At 66.1% G+C, this 16281-nt stretch carries 11 protein-coding genes; 6 read left to right on the top strand and 5 right to left on the bottom strand.

What is annotated here, in order from left to right; translation table 11 throughout:
* The first annotated feature begins 272 nt into the window (after positions 1-272).
* From F3J20_RS02975 to F3J20_RS02965, 3 genes are all read left to right on the top strand, one after another.
* On the top strand, positions 273-2552 hold the full coding sequence (locus tag F3J20_RS02975; RefSeq protein ID WP_167281854.1) for an amylo-alpha-1,6-glucosidase: 2280 nt from the start codon (positions 273-275) through the stop codon (positions 2550-2552).
* 213 nt (positions 2553-2765) lie between these two features.
* On the top strand, positions 2766-3398 hold the full coding sequence (locus F3J20_RS02970) for a hypothetical protein (protein ID WP_345889834.1): 633 nt from the start codon (positions 2766-2768) through the stop codon (positions 3396-3398).
* A gap of 103 nt (positions 3399-3501) precedes the next feature.
* Positions 3502-4356 carry a MurR/RpiR family transcriptional regulator gene (locus F3J20_RS02965; RefSeq protein ID WP_167281813.1) on the top strand — a complete coding sequence of 285 codons (855 nt, stop codon included), beginning with the start codon at positions 3502-3504 and terminating at the stop codon, positions 4354-4356.
* 291 nt (positions 4357-4647) lie between these two features.
* Here the strand turns inward: F3J20_RS02965 and F3J20_RS02960 are convergent, their stop codons facing one another.
* Positions 4648-4956, bottom strand: a complete 309-nt coding sequence (locus tag F3J20_RS02960; RefSeq protein WP_167041632.1) for a DUF4148 domain-containing protein — start codon at positions 4954-4956, stop codon at positions 4648-4650.
* A gap of 370 nt (positions 4957-5326) precedes the next feature.
* On the opposite strand from F3J20_RS02960, the gene F3J20_RS02955 reads away from it, so the two are divergent.
* Positions 5327-5752, top strand: coding sequence for an OsmC family protein (locus tag F3J20_RS02955; protein ID WP_167041635.1), 426 nt, complete (start codon positions 5327-5329; stop codon positions 5750-5752).
* 173 nt (positions 5753-5925) lie between these two features.
* Here F3J20_RS02955 and F3J20_RS32365 read toward each other — a convergent pair whose 3' ends face one another.
* Positions 5926-6057: a hypothetical protein gene (locus tag F3J20_RS32365; RefSeq protein WP_275691438.1), complete on the bottom strand. Its 132-nt coding sequence runs from the start codon at positions 6055-6057 to the stop codon at positions 5926-5928.
* A 471-nt stretch (positions 6058-6528) separates the two neighbouring features.
* Here F3J20_RS32365 and F3J20_RS02950 point away from each other — a divergent pair, with 471 nt between their 5' ends.
* Positions 6529-6801: a YodC family protein gene (locus F3J20_RS02950; protein WP_167041637.1), complete on the top strand. Its 273-nt coding sequence runs from the start codon at positions 6529-6531 to the stop codon at positions 6799-6801.
* 98 nt (positions 6802-6899) lie between these two features.
* Here F3J20_RS02950 and F3J20_RS02945 read toward each other — a convergent pair whose 3' ends face one another.
* Positions 6900-7211, bottom strand: a complete 312-nt coding sequence (locus tag F3J20_RS02945) for a superinfection immunity protein (RefSeq protein ID WP_167041642.1) — start codon at positions 7209-7211, stop codon at positions 6900-6902.
* A gap of 163 nt (positions 7212-7374) precedes the next feature.
* Here F3J20_RS02945 and F3J20_RS02940 point away from each other — a divergent pair, with 163 nt between their 5' ends.
* Positions 7375-8835 carry a M20 family metallopeptidase gene (locus F3J20_RS02940; RefSeq protein ID WP_167281811.1) on the top strand — a complete coding sequence of 487 codons (1461 nt, stop codon included), beginning with the start codon at positions 7375-7377 and terminating at the stop codon, positions 8833-8835.
* Between the two features lie 317 nt (positions 8836-9152).
* Here the strand turns inward: F3J20_RS02940 and pdeR are convergent, their stop codons facing one another.
* Both pdeR and F3J20_RS02930 read right to left on the bottom strand, forming a co-directional pair.
* A complete protein-coding gene (gene pdeR / locus F3J20_RS02935) occupies positions 9153-11156 on the bottom strand; it encodes a cyclic di-GMP phosphodiesterase (RefSeq protein WP_167281809.1) in 2004 nt (667 codons plus the stop codon).
* A gap of 198 nt (positions 11157-11354) precedes the next feature.
* The gene (locus F3J20_RS02930) at positions 11355-16223 is read right to left on the bottom strand and encodes a DEAD/DEAH box helicase (protein WP_240162683.1); all 4869 of its coding nucleotides are present in this window, start codon (positions 16221-16223) and stop codon (positions 11355-11357) included.
* Positions 16224-16281: the final 58 nt, after the last annotated feature.

The raw sequence follows: 16281 nt of genomic DNA, 5'->3' as shown, positions 1-16281 counted from the left end.
TGCGCGTGTCAATGCATTAGCGCTCCGTCGGCCCTTGAGTCCGGCGGGGCGCGGAAGTGTCGCGCCAACCTGCAGGTCCTGTGCCACTGGAAACATCTATAAACACATTCCGCAAAAAACCGCACAAAAAAATCGAAACTCCTCTGTGATAAGTTCGTCTCACGCGCACGGACACTCTACAATCGGAAGCGACCGGGCAAGATGGCGACCCGCCTTGGGCATCATCCGGAAGTGATACTGAACGCAGCAGCGAATCCACAGGAGCGACCTTGATACAGCAGCCAGAAGCCCTCGGCGGGCTGACCCACTCGGGCGGCGTCGATCACCGCGAACCCGAGCAGGACGGCATCTTCATTCCGACGGAAAACCTCAACGTCGCGAGCGCCACGCAGCACGTGCTGAAGTCGGGCGACACCTTCATCGTCAACGATCCCCTCGGCGACATCACGGGCCACGAAGACGGCCTGTTCGTCAACGACACTCGCATGCTGTCGCAACTGCGCCTGACTTTCGGTGGCCGCGCGCCGTCGCTGCTGTCGGGCAGCGTGAGCAGCGACAACACCTCGTTCACCGCGCATCTGACCAACCGTCCGCTGCCGCCGCTTGGCGGCAACAGCACGCCCGAGGGCGTGATCCACGTCGAGCGCGTGCGCGTGCTGTCGGGCACCGTGCTCAACGAAGCGATCGAACTCACGAACTACGGCACGAGCGACGCGGTCGTGCCGCTGTCCATTTCGTTTTCGAGCGACTTCCGCGACATGTTCGAAGTGCGCGGTCTCAAGCGCGACAAGCAGGGGCGTATCGAACCGGCGCGCATCGAAAACCAGGAGGTGCTGCTCGGCTACCTCGGCCTCGACGACGTCGCGCGCAACGTGCAGATCGCGTTCTCGCCGCAGCCCGACAAGCTGTTCGCCGACCGCGCCGACTACACGATCAAGCTGCCCGCGCAGGCGTGCGTGTCGATCTATCTGTCGGTCGCGGTGCACCTCGTGCCGATGACGAACAAGCCCGGCGCCGACATCGCGCAGTCCGTGCATGCGGTAAGCGAGGCGCATCTGTCGCAGGTCGATGCGGAGCGCCCACGCGTCGGCCGCACGGCGGTGCGCGCGGCGCTCGTCGACGCGCACCTCGTGATGCGCGAACGCCGCCGCGCGAGTGCGCGCGTGCGCTCGGGCAACCCGCTGTTCAATGCGTGGATCGACCGCTCGTTCGCCGACCTGAGCCTGCTGACCACCGATCTCGCGACCGGTCCGTATCCGTATGCGGGCATTCCGTGGTTTTCGACCCCGTTCGGCCGCGACGCCGTTATCACGTCGCTGCAGACGCTGTGGCTGCAACCGCACCTCGCCGCGGGCGTGCTGCGCTTTCTCGCCGATCATCAGGCGCGCGAGAACTCGCCGTTCCGCGATGCCGCGCCCGGCAAGATCATGCACGAGATGCGCAAGGGCGAAATGGCCGCGGCCGGCGAAGTGCCGTTCGCGCTGTACTACGGCGGCGTCGACACCACGCCGCTCTTCATCGTGCTGGCCGGCGCCTATGCCGAGCGCACCGGCGACCTCGCGCTGATCGACGAACTGTGGCCGGCGCTCGAACGCGCGGCGCAGTGGGTCGCGGGCGTGTGCGACAAGAACCGCCATGGGCTGCTCGACTATCAGCGCGAATCGGACGGCGGGCTCGCCAATCAGGGCTGGAAAGACAGCCACGATTCAGTGTTCCATGCCGACGGCCGTTTCCCCGATGGCCCGATCGCGCTGGTCGAAGTGCAGGCCTATGCGAGCGCCGCGTTCGACACGATGGCCCGTTTCGCGAAGCTGCGCGATCTGCACGAGGAGGCCGGGCAATATGCCGGGCGCGCGCAGAAAATCCGCCGCTGCGTGGAAGAAAAGTACTGGATGGACGAGGCCGGCTTCTACGGCATCGCGCTCGACGGTCACGGCGAACTGTGCCGCGTGATGGCGTCGAATGCGGGACACCTGCTGGCGTTCGGGCTGCCTTCGCGCGAGCGCGGCGAAGCGGTCGTGCGCGCGCTCGACTCGGCGCTGTTCCATACTGGCTGGGGCGTACGCACGCTCGCCGCGAGCCAGGCGCGCTTCAATCCGATGGCGTATCACAACGGCTCGGTTTGGCCGCACGACAACGCGCTCTGCGCGCGCGGGCTGTCGCGCTACGGCGGCAAGGCGTCGGCGGTGCGGTTGCTGCAGGCGCTGTTCGAGGCCGCGGTCAATTTCGACATGCGTCTGCCCGAGCTGTTTTGCGGCTTTCCGCGCCGGCGTGGCGAGCCGCCGACCGCGTATCCGGTCGCGTGTCTGCCGCAGGCGTGGGCGGCCGGTTCGCCGTTCATGATGCTCGAGGCCTGTCTTGGCATCACGATCGACGCCGAGCGGCGTGAGGTGCTGATCGAACAGCCGATGCTGCCCGAGGGTATCGACTGGCTCGAAGTCGGCGATCTGCGGGTGGGCGATGCGTCGGTGTCGATCACGTTCCGCCGGATCGGCGAGAAGGTGGTGGCGTCGGCGGAGCAGGGCGATGTGCGGGTGGTGGCGCTGCTTTAACGCCGTGCCGCCGTTGTTGCGCGCCGTTGTTCCGTTGTCGCTCTGCCGTTACGTTGCTTTGTCGCTGCGTCATGCGCCGAGGCGGGCGTCCCGCTGTCAGCCGGATGTGACGCGTCGGGACATGGGCCGGGGCGGGCACGCGCGATGCTACCCGATAGCCCATTCACTCACATTCCGGGAGGGCGGGTGCATCCGGCACGACGACTTGGAATAGTGCTGCTGTCGGCGGCGGCGTTGGGCTCGAGCGCGGCCTGGGCGAGCGACATCCAGTGCGCGACGACGCAGCAAGCCGCTGAGCGCGTCATATGCGATCACGCGATCCTGAACAACGAATACGACGATATCTTCGCGCAGCAACAGGCGCTGCTGCGTGACGGAAGACTCGTGGCCGCGCAACTGGTGCAATGGCGGCAAGCGCGCAACGCATGTGTCGACGTTCACTGTGTCGATGGCGTATTCGCTCAGTGGAAGACGATGGCAAGGTCTCTCGAAGCCGTTGCGCAGGCGGCGGCGCCGATAGAGATGGCTTCGGATACGGCAGCGGCTCCGGTCGGGCCGAATCCGGAGGCGCCTCCTGCGCCGGCGTCGCAATCCGAAACGTCGTCGCCAGCCTCGCCGACCTCGGAGGCGTCGCTGGTGCATCAGGGCAGCGCCGCGGGCATCGCGCTTCCGCAACCGGTCGAGGCGTCGGATGCCACCGCGCCCGCGGTTGCGGTTGCGTCCGCGGCTTCCGCCGCGAGCGACGCTCGCCGTACGACCGGCATGAGCGCTGGCCTCCTGCTGGTTCTGCTGGTCGCGGTGGGGGCCGGCGTGCTGTTTGCACGCAGGACAAGGCGCGGCGGATGAGGCGAGGGCGGGCGCGTGCAGGTCGATCTATCCCCGTTGAAGCTGCCCCACCCGGTGGTAACATTTGTTGTCATCCTTACCTCCGGCGCCGCCCGGCCTCGCTATGCCTGACAGCTTCGATCAGCTTGCTGCCCTGATCCGGGCGCGCTTCTCCGACCTGAGCCCGCAGTTCCAGCTAGGGGCTGCTTTTCTGCTCGATCATCCCGACGAGGTCGCGGTGTCGTCGATGCGCAAAGTCGCCGAGCGCGCGCAGGTGCAGCCGGCATCGCTCGTGCGGTTGTCGCAGCAACTCGGCTTTCCCGGCTGGAACGAATTGCGCAACCTGTTCGTCGCGCGCGTGCGCACGCGGCCCGAGCCGTTGACGAGCCGCGCGCGTTCGCTCGTCAAATCCAAAGATGCGCTCGCGAACGATCTGCTCGCCGCGCAACAGCACAATCTCGCAGCGACCGCCGCGCATAACGGCCGCGCGATCGTCGAGGCCGCGCGGCTGTTGCGGCGCGCGCCGCATGTGCAGGTGGCGGGCTTCCGCTCGTGTTACCCGGTCGCGTTCGGGCTCGTGTACGGCTACCGGCTGTTCCGTCCGTCGGTGTCGTTGCTGAACGGCGAGGCCGGCACGCTCGACATGCAGTTGCGCGCGATCAGGCGCGACAGCGCGACCGTCGTCGTCAGCTTCGCGCCGTATTCGGTCGAGTCCGCGCGTGTTGCCGAAGCCGTGCTCGAAAAAGGCGGCAAGCTGATCGCGATCACCGACAGCGCCGTGTCGCCGATCGCGCTGAATGCCGACAAGGTGCTGATCTTCTCGCACGAGAGCCCGTCGTTCTTTCCGTCGCTGGTGGCCGCCACCGCGCTTGCCGAAGCGCTCGTCGCGCATCTGCTCGCGCTCGAAGGCGCGGGCGCGGTCGAACAGCTCGCGCTTGCCGAGCAGTCGTTGCATGCGAAGGGCGCCTACGTGTCGTGAGCGGGTTTGTCGCGCCGGCAACGTTCGTCGTGCGTTCCCGCGAAATCGACGCGGACGGATCAAATGGCACCGTTATGATTCATCCGGTTCTATTTTGTCTTTTATGACAACGTATGTTGTTTGACCACATAGAAAGACGCAATGCAAACGCCGCGATAACAGCGCAATAAAAAAGCCCCGCTTGCGAACGCCACAAGCGGGGCTTTTGTTTCTTACGGCGGCATCAACTGGGCTTCAGCCGCTTTGACTACCACAGCGAAGCCGCGCAAGTGCGCGGCTACAACGACGCACTTAATGACCGCGATACGTCGAGAAGAGCTGTTGCTGCACCGACGACGGCGTGCCCGCGTCCGACGAACTGGCCTTCACGCCGCCGACGTCCTGCGCGCCTTGCGCCGCGGCAACCACGCCTGTCGAGCCTTGCGGCATGGCCTTCGGATATTCGGCGTCGCTCTGATACAGGAGACCGGCTTTTTGCGCCGCCACCAGTTCGGCGCGCACCTGAGCGCGCGTGACCGGAGCGTTTGACTGCTGTGCGAACGACACGGCCGGAACGATAAGAGCCGATGCAACGACGACTGCGGAAAGAAGCGATTTCATGATGATCTCCGGTTTCGATTGTTGAGTGGATCGGTTTGAATGGTGTTGCCCGATCGGTTGAAGCGAGTCTATTTCTTACCGAGTCCGTAAAAAAGACGATTTCCGAGGAAAGATTGTTACTGCTATTGATATAGTCCAAAAAGCGCTTTTCTTGACCTCGGGCATCGGAGTCCGGTCCGATCGCCAGCGCGCCGTCACGACGGCGGCACACGGAAGCGCCTATGATGAAAGCCGGTCCACGCCCGCGCCCTACAGCCGCGCGGCAGCAGCGACCGATGCCGGCGCGCGGACACATCCGGGCGGGACCGCCGCGCGGCAGGCATCGTTTTCGGTCGCACGGCACGCGGCAGGGCACCACAGGAGAGCGGTGATGAAGCGCAAGGCATCGGCAATCTGGCAAGGCGATCTGCAGCACGGCAAAGGCTCGATTTCTACCGACAGCGGCGTCCTCAAGGACACCCAGTACTCGTTTTCGACGCGCTTCGCGGACGGTATCGGCACGAACCCCGAAGAACTGATTGCGGCGGCGCATGCGGGGTGCTTCTCGATGGCGTTGTCGGCGGAACTGGGCAAGGCCGGCATCACGCCCGAGCGGATCGGCACCACGGCCACCGTCACGCTCGACAAGGACGGCGGCGGCTTTGCGATCAGCGCCGTGCATCTCGACGTGACGGTGAAGATTCCGGGCGGCGACAAGGCCGCGTTCGACAAGGCGACGGCCGACGCGAAGGCGGGTTGCCCGGTGTCGAAGGTGCTCAACGCGACGATCACGATGGATGCGAAGCTCGAAACCTGAGGCTGGGGGTTCATCCGCGCGGCAGCAAAGATAAACGGAAATAAACGGAAGCCGGCGATGGTGCGAGACCGTCGCCGGCTTTTTTTGCGCGTTGCGCGGGGGCGGACATGGCTCGCCGTTGCCGTCGATCGTCTGCCTCGTGCGGCGGAAGGCCGTGAGCGGGAAGGCCGGGCTTACATCGGATGTTGCGCCGTCGACGTGGCAGACTGGCCTTTCCCCGCATTCGGCATTGCAGCAATCCGCAGCGCGTTTTTGCGTGCTTCGCGCAGGCAGTTTGAAAAATGCCGTACCACGATCGTTTTCAATGACCGGCTTATCGTAAAAATTTTGTCGTTTTAAAGAAAGACTGCATGAAAGTTTCAAGGGTTTATCAGTGAGTCTGTAATTCACAAGCCGTTTTGATTTGCATCAAACAGGAATAAACCCTATGCGGCATTGCGTCACGCTTCTAATATGACGAATCCGAGCCGCATTTTCTACCGGACGGGGAAGCCCCGTGCAAGTAAGTGTTGCGCTTGTGCGGTAGCGCACAAAGCGGTTGCTGGCATGGGATTCGGGAATTTCCCCTGTTGGATGGGAACTAAACCCGGCGGCTTCGAATTCAGCCGTAATGAAAGCGGTATCAATAAAAAATCGCTTGCCGCGTTTAAATTCAATTGTTAATCTCTCTCAAGTTTTAGAGCGCTCCTTCAGCAGTCAAAGTCGCAGTCAGGATCGATAAAGCGGCGCATTGGCCTGGCGCAATGACTTAATAACGCTCAACATGGGGATTCAATATGCTGACCGCGACCATTGACGCATTGCAGACACCGTCCGCCGCCTCGTTCAACGCAGGCGACGTGGTCACGCTGAAGGAAGGGGGCCCGCGCATGACCGTGACCTACGTGGGGCCGGTCGCGCTCAATCCCGGCAACTGGCTGATCTGCGAATGGTTCGACGAACACGGCGAACTGCGCCACGAGATGTTCGAGCCGGACAGGGTGCGGGCCGAGCCCCGTTCGATTCCGGCCGGCTCCGTGCAATGGAATCGCATGGGGCGCGCCGCGTGAGTCCGGTTGCGCGTGCAACGTGCGCCCGCTGCGCGAAGCACGCAATCATCGAAGCACATTCATCGAATCGCATCGTTCGACCCACACCTCGCGGCGAGTCACCGCTCCGGCCGGTTGCGCGCGGCCGTGCGCCGTTGCACGCGCGCCATCAGCGCCGATGAAAACGCCCGCATGCTCAGGAGCTTGCGCGTCTTGACGACGTCGCCCGCCAGCGTCTCCGGCGGGTTCGGCTGCAATGCCCAATAGAGCGCGAGCAGCCAGCCGAGCACGGTCCAGCCGAGGCAGGCATTGAAGAGCGCGAGCGTCAGCACGTCGCGGCGCTTGCGCCGGTCCGCGAGAATCGCCGGCAGAAAGTACAGCGCCAGCGCCGCCACCGCAGCGATGGCCTGCACGGCCACGTTACCGCTCATAAATATCTCCCGATGCGTGATGCATGCAGCGATTGTCGCGCGAACGGCGTACTTGCGCAGCGCCGCTGCACGAGTGCGCATCAAGGCATGTCGAGGGGTTCAGCCCGGCGCGCATCGGGACTATCATGATCGTTTCGACTGACCCGCCCCCACGGACGCCATCATGACCCCCGACGATACCCAGCAGGTGCAACGCCTCGACCCGGACACACTACGCGAATTCGTCGAGCGCAAATGGAACGACGAGATCGTCCCCGCGCTGACGGACTACATCGCGGTGCCGGCCAAGAGCCCGGCCTTCGATCCCGACTGGGCGAGGCACGGCTATCTCGAACGCGTGATTACGGACGCGGCGCAATGGGCCGAGCAGCAGCCGGTGCGCGGTCTGACGCTTGAGGTGATCCGCTTGCCGGGGCGCACGCCGGTGATCTTCTTCGAAACGGCCGCGACGCGCTCGGGCAGCGACGAAACCATCGTGCTGTACGGCCACCTCGACAAGCAGCCCGAATTCGACGGCTGGCGCAACGACCTCGGCCCGTGGACGCCGAAGTTCGAGGACGGCAAGCTCTACGGCCGCGGCGGCGCCGACGACGGCTATGCGATCTACGCGAGCCTCACGGCACTCGCCGCGCTCGACGCGCAGGGCGTCGAGCGTCCGCGCTGCGTGGGTCTGATCGAAACCTGCGAGGAGTCGGGCAGCTACGATCTGCTGCCGTACGTCGACGCGCTGCGCGAGCGGCTCGGCAATGTCGGCCTCGTCGTGTGCCTCGACTCGGGCGCGGGCAATTACGACCAGTTGTGGCTTACCACGTCGCTGCGCGGCCTCGTCGGCGGCGATCTCGAAGTGCAGGTGCTCGACGAGGGCATTCATTCGGGCGTCTATGGCGGCATCGTGCCGTCGAGCTTCCGCATCATGCGTCAGCTGTTCGACCGGCTGGAAGACTCGGCGAACGGCACGCTGCTGCCCAGGGGCTTCCATTGCCCGATCCCGGCGGACCGCCTGCGCGAAGCGGAAGCGACCGCGCGCATTCTCGGCGACGACGTCTGGAAGAAGATGCCGTGGGCCTGCGGGCAGGATGGCCGCCAGGTGCTGCCCACCACCAGCGATCCGCAGGAGGCGCTGCTCAATTCGACGTGGCGGCCGTCGCTGTCGGTGACGGGCGCGGCCGGCTTGCCCGCACTCGCGGATGCCGGCAATGTGCTGCGTCCGCGTACGGCGTTCAAGCTGTCGCTGCGTCTGCCGCCGCTCGTCGAGGCGGAGAAGGCCGTCGCCGAACTGAAGGCGCTGCTCGAACTCGATCCACCGTACAACGCCAAGGTCACGTTCAAGCCCGACGCGGGCTCGGCGAACGGTTGGAGCGCGCCCGATGTCGCGCCGTGGCTTGCCACCGCGCTCAACGACGCCTCGCGCACGCATTTTGGCGCGGATGCGGCCTATATGGGGCTGGGCGGCACGATTCCGCTCATGAACGTGTTGCAGGAGGGCTTCCCGAAATCGCAGTTCATGGTGTGCGGTGTGCTCGGGCCGAAGTCGAACGCGCATGGGCCGAACGAGTTCCTGCACGTGCCGTACGGCAAGAAGCTTACGGCCGCGGTGGCCGAGGTGATTGCCGCGGCGCCCTGAGTGCGGGAGGAAGAGGCGGAGGGTTTGGTGCCCGTCGCTTTACGCATGGCATCGGCGTGATCTCGCGGCGTCTCGTTGCAGCGGGAAGCAGCAGGTTTAGCGCTTGTCGCTTCGCGCATGGCGCCAGTGCGATCCCATGCCGTCTCGCCACCGCCGGAAGAAGCGGCGCGCTCTGCGGCCGCCGCTTTGGGGATGGTGTAGGTCTGATCCCGCGCCATCTCGCGCTGTTTCGCATAGCTTGCGCGCCATATCGGCGTGAGCAGGAAAGTGTCGGTCCGCAAACCGGCGCACCTGCAACCAGCGCAGAAGCGTGACGCTCAGGCGATCAGCCTGAGCTTGCGCCGGTCGAGCAGCCAGCGCTCGAATTCGGCGGCGGGCATCGGCTTGCCGTACAGGAAGCCCTGCACGTAATCGACGCTGAGCCCCTTCATGAATGCCTCTTCGGCCTCGGTTTCGATGCCTTCGGCCACCACCTGGAAGTCGAGCTCCTGGGCAACCGCGACCATCGAGCGCACGAGTGCCTGCGCCTTCGTGTCCGCATGGATCGAGCGCACGAAGCTGCGGTCGAGCTTGATGACGTCGAGCGGAATGCGGCCCAGTTGCGACAGCGACGAATAGCCGGTGCCGAAATCGTCGAGATGCACTTGCGCGCCGAGCTGGCGGAACTGCTTGATCAGTTCGATGGCGGCCGCTTCGTTTTCGATCAGGCAGCTTTCGGTGAGTTCGAGGTCGAGCAGGCAAGGGTCGAGGTTCGCGTGATGCAGAGCCTCGGCGAAGTGCCGGACCACGGCGGTATCGGTCAACTGGCGCGCCGATACGTTGATCGCGATGCGCAGATCGTAGCCGGCCGCGTTCCAGCGAGCCGCCTGTTTCGCGGCGGTTTCCATGACCCAGCGGCCGAGCACGCCGATCAGTCCGGATTCCTCAGCATAGCGGATGAATTCCACCGGCATGATCTGCCCGCGCTCGGGCGAATTCCAGCGCACGAGCGCTTCCGCGCCCTGCACGGCGCCGCTCGCGAGTGCCAGCTTCGGCTGATAGTGCAGCGCGAACTGGCCTTCTTCGAGACCACGGCGCAGGTTCGTGTCGAGCCACATGAATTCGGCGACGCGCCGGTTCATGTCCGGCGAGAACACGCGGTGCGTGCGCTTGCCTTCGTCTTTCGCGACGTACATCGCGGTGTCGGCCGAGCGGATCAGCGAGTCGAGACTGTCGCCGTGCTCCGGCGAGCGCGCGATGCCGATCGAGCAGCCCGTGTAGACCTCCACGAGCCCGATCGCGAACGGCATGCGCATGCGGTCGAGAATGCGCTGCGCGGTGTGTTCGAGTTCGTGCGCGGTGCCTTTGGCCGCGAGCACGATGAATTCGTCGCCGCCGAGCCGCGCGAGCGAGTCGCCCGGATTCAGGCAATTGCGGATCGCATCGGAAACGTCGCAGATCAGCCGGTCGCCGAATACGTGGCCGTAGTGATCGTTGACCTTCTTGAAGTTGTCGAGATCGAGAAACAGCACACCGACCGCTTCGCCCGGCGCGGCCTGCTCGATGGCGATCTGGATCTTCTCCTGGATCGCGTTGCGATTCGCGAGGCCGGTGAGCGGGTCGGTGGTGGCCTGCTCGATGAGCCGTTCCTGGGCGAGCCGCTGTTCGGTGACGTCGGTGCCCGAGCAGATCAGGAATTGATCCTCGATGCCGGTGCCGCTGCGCACGAACTTGTTGCGAAACAGGAAGAGCCGTTCGCCATGCACGGTTTTGATACGCCGCTCGATCTCGTACGATTCGCCGCGATTGAAAAACGCGGCGAGGTTCCGGCTCGAGGCCGTATCGTTCCCGGACGGCATGAACAGCGTCCACACGCTGCGGCCGATGATGTCTTCTTCGCGGATGCCGGTCAGGTCTTCGGCGAGCCGGTTGAAACGTTGTATCCGGCCATGCCGGTCGACGATGACCACGACCGAATTGACTTCGGAGACCACCTGTTCCGCAAACGCAAGACCGTGCAGCAGCGCGTGGGCGACGGCTTCGGTGTCGTGGTGGGCCGAGGCGGTGCCGCTCCACGTGTGATGGTCGCGCCGCTTGCCGACCAGGTGCAGACGCAGCGGCGCACCGGCCAGTTGCACTTCGACGACGACGTGCGAGGTCGCGCCGGTCAGGCCGCGGATGGACGAGGCTTGTTGAGGAGTCAGGGGAATCGCGACGCCGGCGGGTGTGCCGCCGCGCACCGGCATCAGTTCGAGCACGTCGCGGCCGGCCGACAGATGCCAGCGCGGGCTGCTCGTGCCGAACTGCTGGTGAAGCACCTGGTCGTGTTGCGCGTCGCTCATGAAGTCCCCGGGCAGTGTGCCGGCAGTCCCTGTCAGCGCGGGTGTCGGCAGACAGTCTTCCTCATACTAAAGTGAAACTGCTTCATTGTATCGAAGCGTTTGAATTCAGGCGCATAAAACGCGTATAAAACGTTAACGGCCAGTGCGGACAAAAACTTCAGGATGGCGCCGCGCCAAGCCGTGTTTTCAGCAACGCCTTCACAACTTCCGTGCAAGCAGGGCACGCGCCCGTTCCCGTTCGACGGGATGCGCATCGAGCGCGGCGTCGAAGCAGAACTTGCCGGCCACGAGCGTGGCCGCAACCACGCCGTCGCGATACAGCACGCGGTTTCCCGCGACCGCCGGCACGCGTTCGCCCACCAGCAGCGTGCCCGCGAGATTCAGCGGGTCCGTGCCTGCAACACAGACAAAAGCTCCGTCGTTCGCATGCCGCCGCACTTCGCGCAGCAGCGGAATCGCCTCGGGCAAGGCGAACTGCTCGCCGGCGAGTCCATTGACAAAACGTCCGCCGCGGATCACGCCGCGCGCTTCGAGCCGCTGGAACACGCGCAGCAGATCGCGCCACGGCGGCAGCCATTCCGCTTCGCGTTCGAGCACGCGCCAGAATACGACGCCATAGCGACGCAACAGTGTCATCGCGACATGTTCGAACACCTCGGGCGGCAACGGGCGACGACGTTGGGGCAGGTTTTCCGCCGCTTTGACGCCGCTGCCGGTTGCGTGGGCCGCCTCGTTGGCCGCGGCGGTATCGGCGGCTGGGCGGCGGCTCACGAGCGCCCAGCGCCCCGCGTCGTCCATGCCGCCGATCAGCGCGCCCGATCGCGCGCGCCGGCCGCTCGAAAACGTGTTGCGCTTCGTGACCGGCTTGAGCAACGCGCGCAGGCCCGCGAAGCTGTCGGAGTTGACGAGTCCCGCGGCGACCAGTTCGCCGAGCGCGCCTTCGAGCTCCATCCGCAGCACGCGAATTTCCGCGAGCAGTTCGTCGAAAAACATCGCGCCGTGCTGCGCGAGCGCGTCGTACACGCTTTGCGCGAGCGCCGACAATTCCATCTGCCGCGCGGGATCGAGCAGCGCGCGCCACGTGCGGACCTCGGCGCGCGGCAGCAGCACGATCGGCGTGCTGCGGATCGGACCGGCGGTGCCGCGCGCGCGTTCGGTCAGGCGCGTCCAGACGAGCTTGCCGGAGCGGCATAGTTCGTCGAGCGAACTATTGGCATAGGCGCGCACGCGTGCCGGCAGAATGTCTTCTTCCCAGGCGGCGGCCGCGGCCTGGAAACCTTCGAGCTGATCGAGCGCGGCCGCAAGCGCATCGCGGCCTTCGGCGCGCGTGTCCGGCATCAGATGCTGCCACTCGAACAGGAAGCGCATGAAGTCGTGCCGCTCGACCGGCTCGATTTCGCGCCGCAGACGCCGCACCGTGTAGCGATGAATGCGCGCGAGCAGATGCCGCTCGCACCATTCCTCGACGCTGCCTTGCGGCGTGAAGCGGCCGCGCAGCAGATAGCCTTCGGCTTCGAGCCGCACGAGCGCCTGCTCGACCTGGTGCGCGGGCAGGCCGAGCGGCTGTGCGATTGCCTCGACCGTGAGCGGGCCGAAGCCGGTCAGACGCGCGCGCAGCACGTCGACGAGCGCATCGTCGGCGTTCCAGCTACCGGTGTAGCCCTTCGGCGCGCTCAGTTGCGGCGCGTAGTGCTCGCGCGGAATGCCGGGGTAAAGCGCGGCGAAGCAGGTGAGGCGTTCGGCGGGCAGCCACAGCGCGTCGCGGGTGGCCGTGCCGGCGTTTGCGTTTGGGCGAGCGGCGAGTGGCATGCGCGTGGCGCGTCCGGCTTGCGCGAGCGATGCGAGCAACGCCGGCCATTCTTCATACGCTTGCGCCTCGGCTTCGGTGATGCAGGCGAGACCCGTCAACGCTTCGTGCATTTCGTCGGCGTTGCGCGCCTGCGGCCAGGCTTCGTCGCGCACGCTGTCGATCGCGGAGGCGTCGAGCGCGCCGAGGTCGTCGGCGCTCGACGGATCGCTCCAGCGGCGGTTTTGCACCGCCAGAGTGCGGCGTTCCTCGATCGGCGCGTCGTCGAGATAGGCGTACGGCTTCGCGGTCAGGATTTCGGCGGCAAGCGGCGAGGGCGCCGGCAGATCGCGCGCGACGAGCCGCATCTCGCCGTGCTCGATGCGGCGCAGCAGCGCGAGCCAGCGTTCGCTGTCCATCGCGTCGTGCAGGCAGTCGTCGATAGTTTGGTCGACCAGCGGGTGATGCGGCACTTCGCGCTCGCCGACGATGTTTTCGAGACACGCGGCCTGCTCGGGAAACACGCTCGCGAGCAGATCTTCGCTGCGCATCCGTTGCAGTTGCGGTGCAGTCTTGCGGCCACCCGTGTAGCGCGGCAAACCGAGCGAGGTCGTCGCGTTCCAGCGCCAGCGCACGCCGAAAAGCGGCGCGTCGAGCAGCGCCTGGATCAGCAGATGCTCGGCGCTGTTCGAATGCAGATAGCGCCATACGTCGTCGAGCACGAACGAATGGCTGCCGGTCAGCGACAGCACGATCGCGTCCTCGGTCGCGGCCGCCTGCAACTCGAAATTGAAGCTGCGGCAGAAGCGCTTGCGCAGCGCGAGCCCCCACGCGCGGTTCACGCGGCTGCCGAACGGCGAGTGGATCACGAGCTGCGTGCCGCCCGATTCGTCGAAGAAGCGCTCCATCACGAGCGTGTTCTGCGTCGGCAGCACGCCGAGCGCGGCGCGGGCGCGCGCGAGGTAGTCGACGATCTGGCGCGCGGCGGGTTCGTCGAGCGAGAGGTGGTCGATGAGCCAGGCGACAGCGTGGTCGATGCGCGGCGAGCCGGCTGGCGTGGAGGTCGTGAGGGTTGCGCTCGCGGGCGGGTTCGTCGCGGTTGCGGTTGCAACCGGGGTTGCAACCGCGTTTGCGCATTTATCGTCACCAGGTGCTGGCGATGCGGCGGCGTGGGTCGCAACGGGTTGCGCCTGCTGTTCAATCGCGGCTGTTGCCTTGGCTTTGCGCCGGGTTTTCGCAGCCGCTTTTGCCGGTGCAGCTATTGTCGCGCCGGTCGCGGCTTCCGCTTCGATCTCCGCCTCGGCTTTTGCGCTGACTTCTGCCTTAACGTCGATTCCCACCGACTTCGCCACCCCCAGCGCCCCCGGCTCGCGCTCCGTAAGCAGCCGCTCGATCTGCTCGCGCAAGCGCGCGACCGCGAACGACAGTTCATCGCTGCGCCCCGGCGCCTCGCCGAGCCAGAACGGAATGTTCGGCGGCTGCCCGTGCGCGTCCTCGACGCGCACGCGGCCGCTCTCGATGCGCAGAATCCGGTACGACGCATTGCCGAGCTGGAACACGTCGCCGGCCAGGCTCTCGACCGCAAAGTCCTCGTTGACGGTGCCGATGTTGATTGCCTGAGGTTCGAGCACGACCGCGTAGTCGGCGTTCTCGGGAATCGTGCCGCCCGAGGTGACGGCGACGAGCTTGCCGCCGCGCCGGCCGCGCAGCGTGCCGCTGACCGCGTCGCGATGCACATAGGCGGCGCGCGGCCCCTGGCGGCTCGTGTAGCCGTCGACGAGCATGCGCAGCACCGCGTCGTATTGCTCGCGCTCCAGTTCGGCATACGGCGCGGCGCGGCGGATCATCTCGAACAGTGCGTCCTCGCTCCACTCGGTGCTCGAGACTTCCGCGACGATCTGCTGCGCGAGCACGTCGAGCGGCGCGCGCGGAATCCTTAGCGCGTCGAGTTCGCCGCGCCGCACGCAATCGAGCAGCGCCGCGCATTCGAGCAGATCGTCGCGCGACGCCGGAAAGAGCCGCCCCTTCGGCATGCCGCCGACGTGATGGCCCGAGCGTCCGACGCGCTGCAGAAACGGCGCGATCGCGCGCGGCGAACCCATCTGGCAGACCAGATCGACGTCGCCGATATCGATGCCGAGTTCGAGCGACGCAGTCGCGATCAGCACGCGCAATTCGCCGCGCTTAAGGCGCTGTTCGGCATCGAAACGATGTTCTTTCGCGAGGCTGCCGTGGTGCGCGGCAACCGCCTCCTTGCCGAGCCGTTCCGTGAGATGCTGCGCGGCACGTTCGGCCATGCGGCGCGTGTTGACGAACACCAGGGTCGTGCGATGCAGCGCGACGAGTTCGGCGAGGCGATCGTAGACGCGCTCCCACACTTCGTTCGGCATCACCGCTTCGAGCGGCACGGGCGGGATGTCGAGCGCGAGGTCGCGCGCGCGAACATGGCCGACGTCGACGATCGCGCAATCCACGGGCGAGCCGTGTTCGATGCCGGTTCCGCCGACCAGAAAACGCGCCACCGCTTCGACCGGCTTTTGCGTTGCGGAAAGACCGATGCGCGGCAAGCGCCGCTCGCACAGCGCGTCGAGCCGTTCGAGACTGAGCGCGAGATGGCTGCCGCGCTTGCTGCCCGCGAGCGCATGAATTTCATCGACGATCACCGTGCGCGCCGTCGCCAGCATGCGCCGCCCCGAATCGGAGCCGAGCAGCACGTACAGCGATTCGGGCGTGGTGACGAGAATGTGCGGCGCGCGTTTTTTCAGCGCGTTGCGTTCCTGTTGCGTGGTGTCGCCGGTGCGCACGGCCGTGCGGATCTCGAGCGGCGGCAGGCCGAGCGCGTCGAGTTCGGCGGCGATGCCCGCGAGCGGCATCTGCAGATTCAGGCGGATGTCGTTCGAGAGCGCCTTGAGCGGCGAGACGTAAACCACGAGCGTTTCGTCGGGCAGCGTGCCGCCGTTCGCGAGCCCTTGCTGAACCAGTTCGTCGAGTGCCGAGAGGAACGCGGTGAGCGTCTTGCCGGAGCCGGTCGGCGCGGCGACCAGCGTCGAGCGACCGCTGCGGATCGACGGCCAGGCGGCGGCCTGGGCGTCGGTGGGCGCGGCAAACGTCTTCAGGAACCAGCCGGCGACGGCCGGATGAAAACCGTCCAGCGCGCCGTCCAGCGCGCGCTGCGCCGGCGCGGGTTTCACCGCGGGCCGCGCAGGGCTCGCGCGCGAGCGGGATTGCCTCGCGTGCGGAGTCGCGTCGAGCGCGGCAGAAGTCCTGGTCGAAGAAGTCATGCTCGTCTAGATGAGGGCGGCGCGCGGCATATCCAGTGGCGATGCGATGCGACGCGGG

This window comes from Paraburkholderia sp. Cy-641 (assembly GCF_011752945.1).
In the GTDB taxonomy this organism is placed as follows: Bacteria; Pseudomonadota; Gammaproteobacteria; order Burkholderiales; family Burkholderiaceae; genus Paraburkholderia.
The sequence above is the reverse complement of the archived record's forward strand: the minus strand, read 5'-3'. Positions and strand labels throughout refer to the sequence as shown.

What these genes read in the sequence shown, in the direction of transcription:
- F3J20_RS02930 (WP_240162683.1), bottom strand. Translation starts at nt 16,223, where the DNA reads ATGACTTCTTCGACCAGGACTTCTGCCGCGCTCGACGCGACTCCGCAC.
- F3J20_RS02955 (WP_167041635.1), top strand. Translation starts at nt 5,327, where the DNA reads ATGAAGCGCAAGGCATCGGCAATCTGGCAAGGCGATCTGCAGCACGGC.
- pdeR (WP_167281809.1), bottom strand. Translation starts at nt 11,156, where the DNA reads ATGAGCGACGCGCAACACGACCAGGTGCTTCACCAGCAGTTCGGCACG.
- F3J20_RS02965 (WP_167281813.1), top strand. Translation starts at nt 3,502, where the DNA reads ATGCCTGACAGCTTCGATCAGCTTGCTGCCCTGATCCGGGCGCGCTTC.
- F3J20_RS02950 (WP_167041637.1), top strand. Translation starts at nt 6,529, where the DNA reads ATGCTGACCGCGACCATTGACGCATTGCAGACACCGTCCGCCGCCTCG.
- F3J20_RS02940 (WP_167281811.1), top strand. Translation starts at nt 7,375, where the DNA reads ATGACCCCCGACGATACCCAGCAGGTGCAACGCCTCGACCCGGACACA.
- F3J20_RS02945 (WP_167041642.1), bottom strand. Translation starts at nt 7,211, where the DNA reads ATGAGCGGTAACGTGGCCGTGCAGGCCATCGCTGCGGTGGCGGCGCTG.
- F3J20_RS02960 (WP_167041632.1), bottom strand. Translation starts at nt 4,956, where the DNA reads ATGAAATCGCTTCTTTCCGCAGTCGTCGTTGCATCGGCTCTTATCGTT.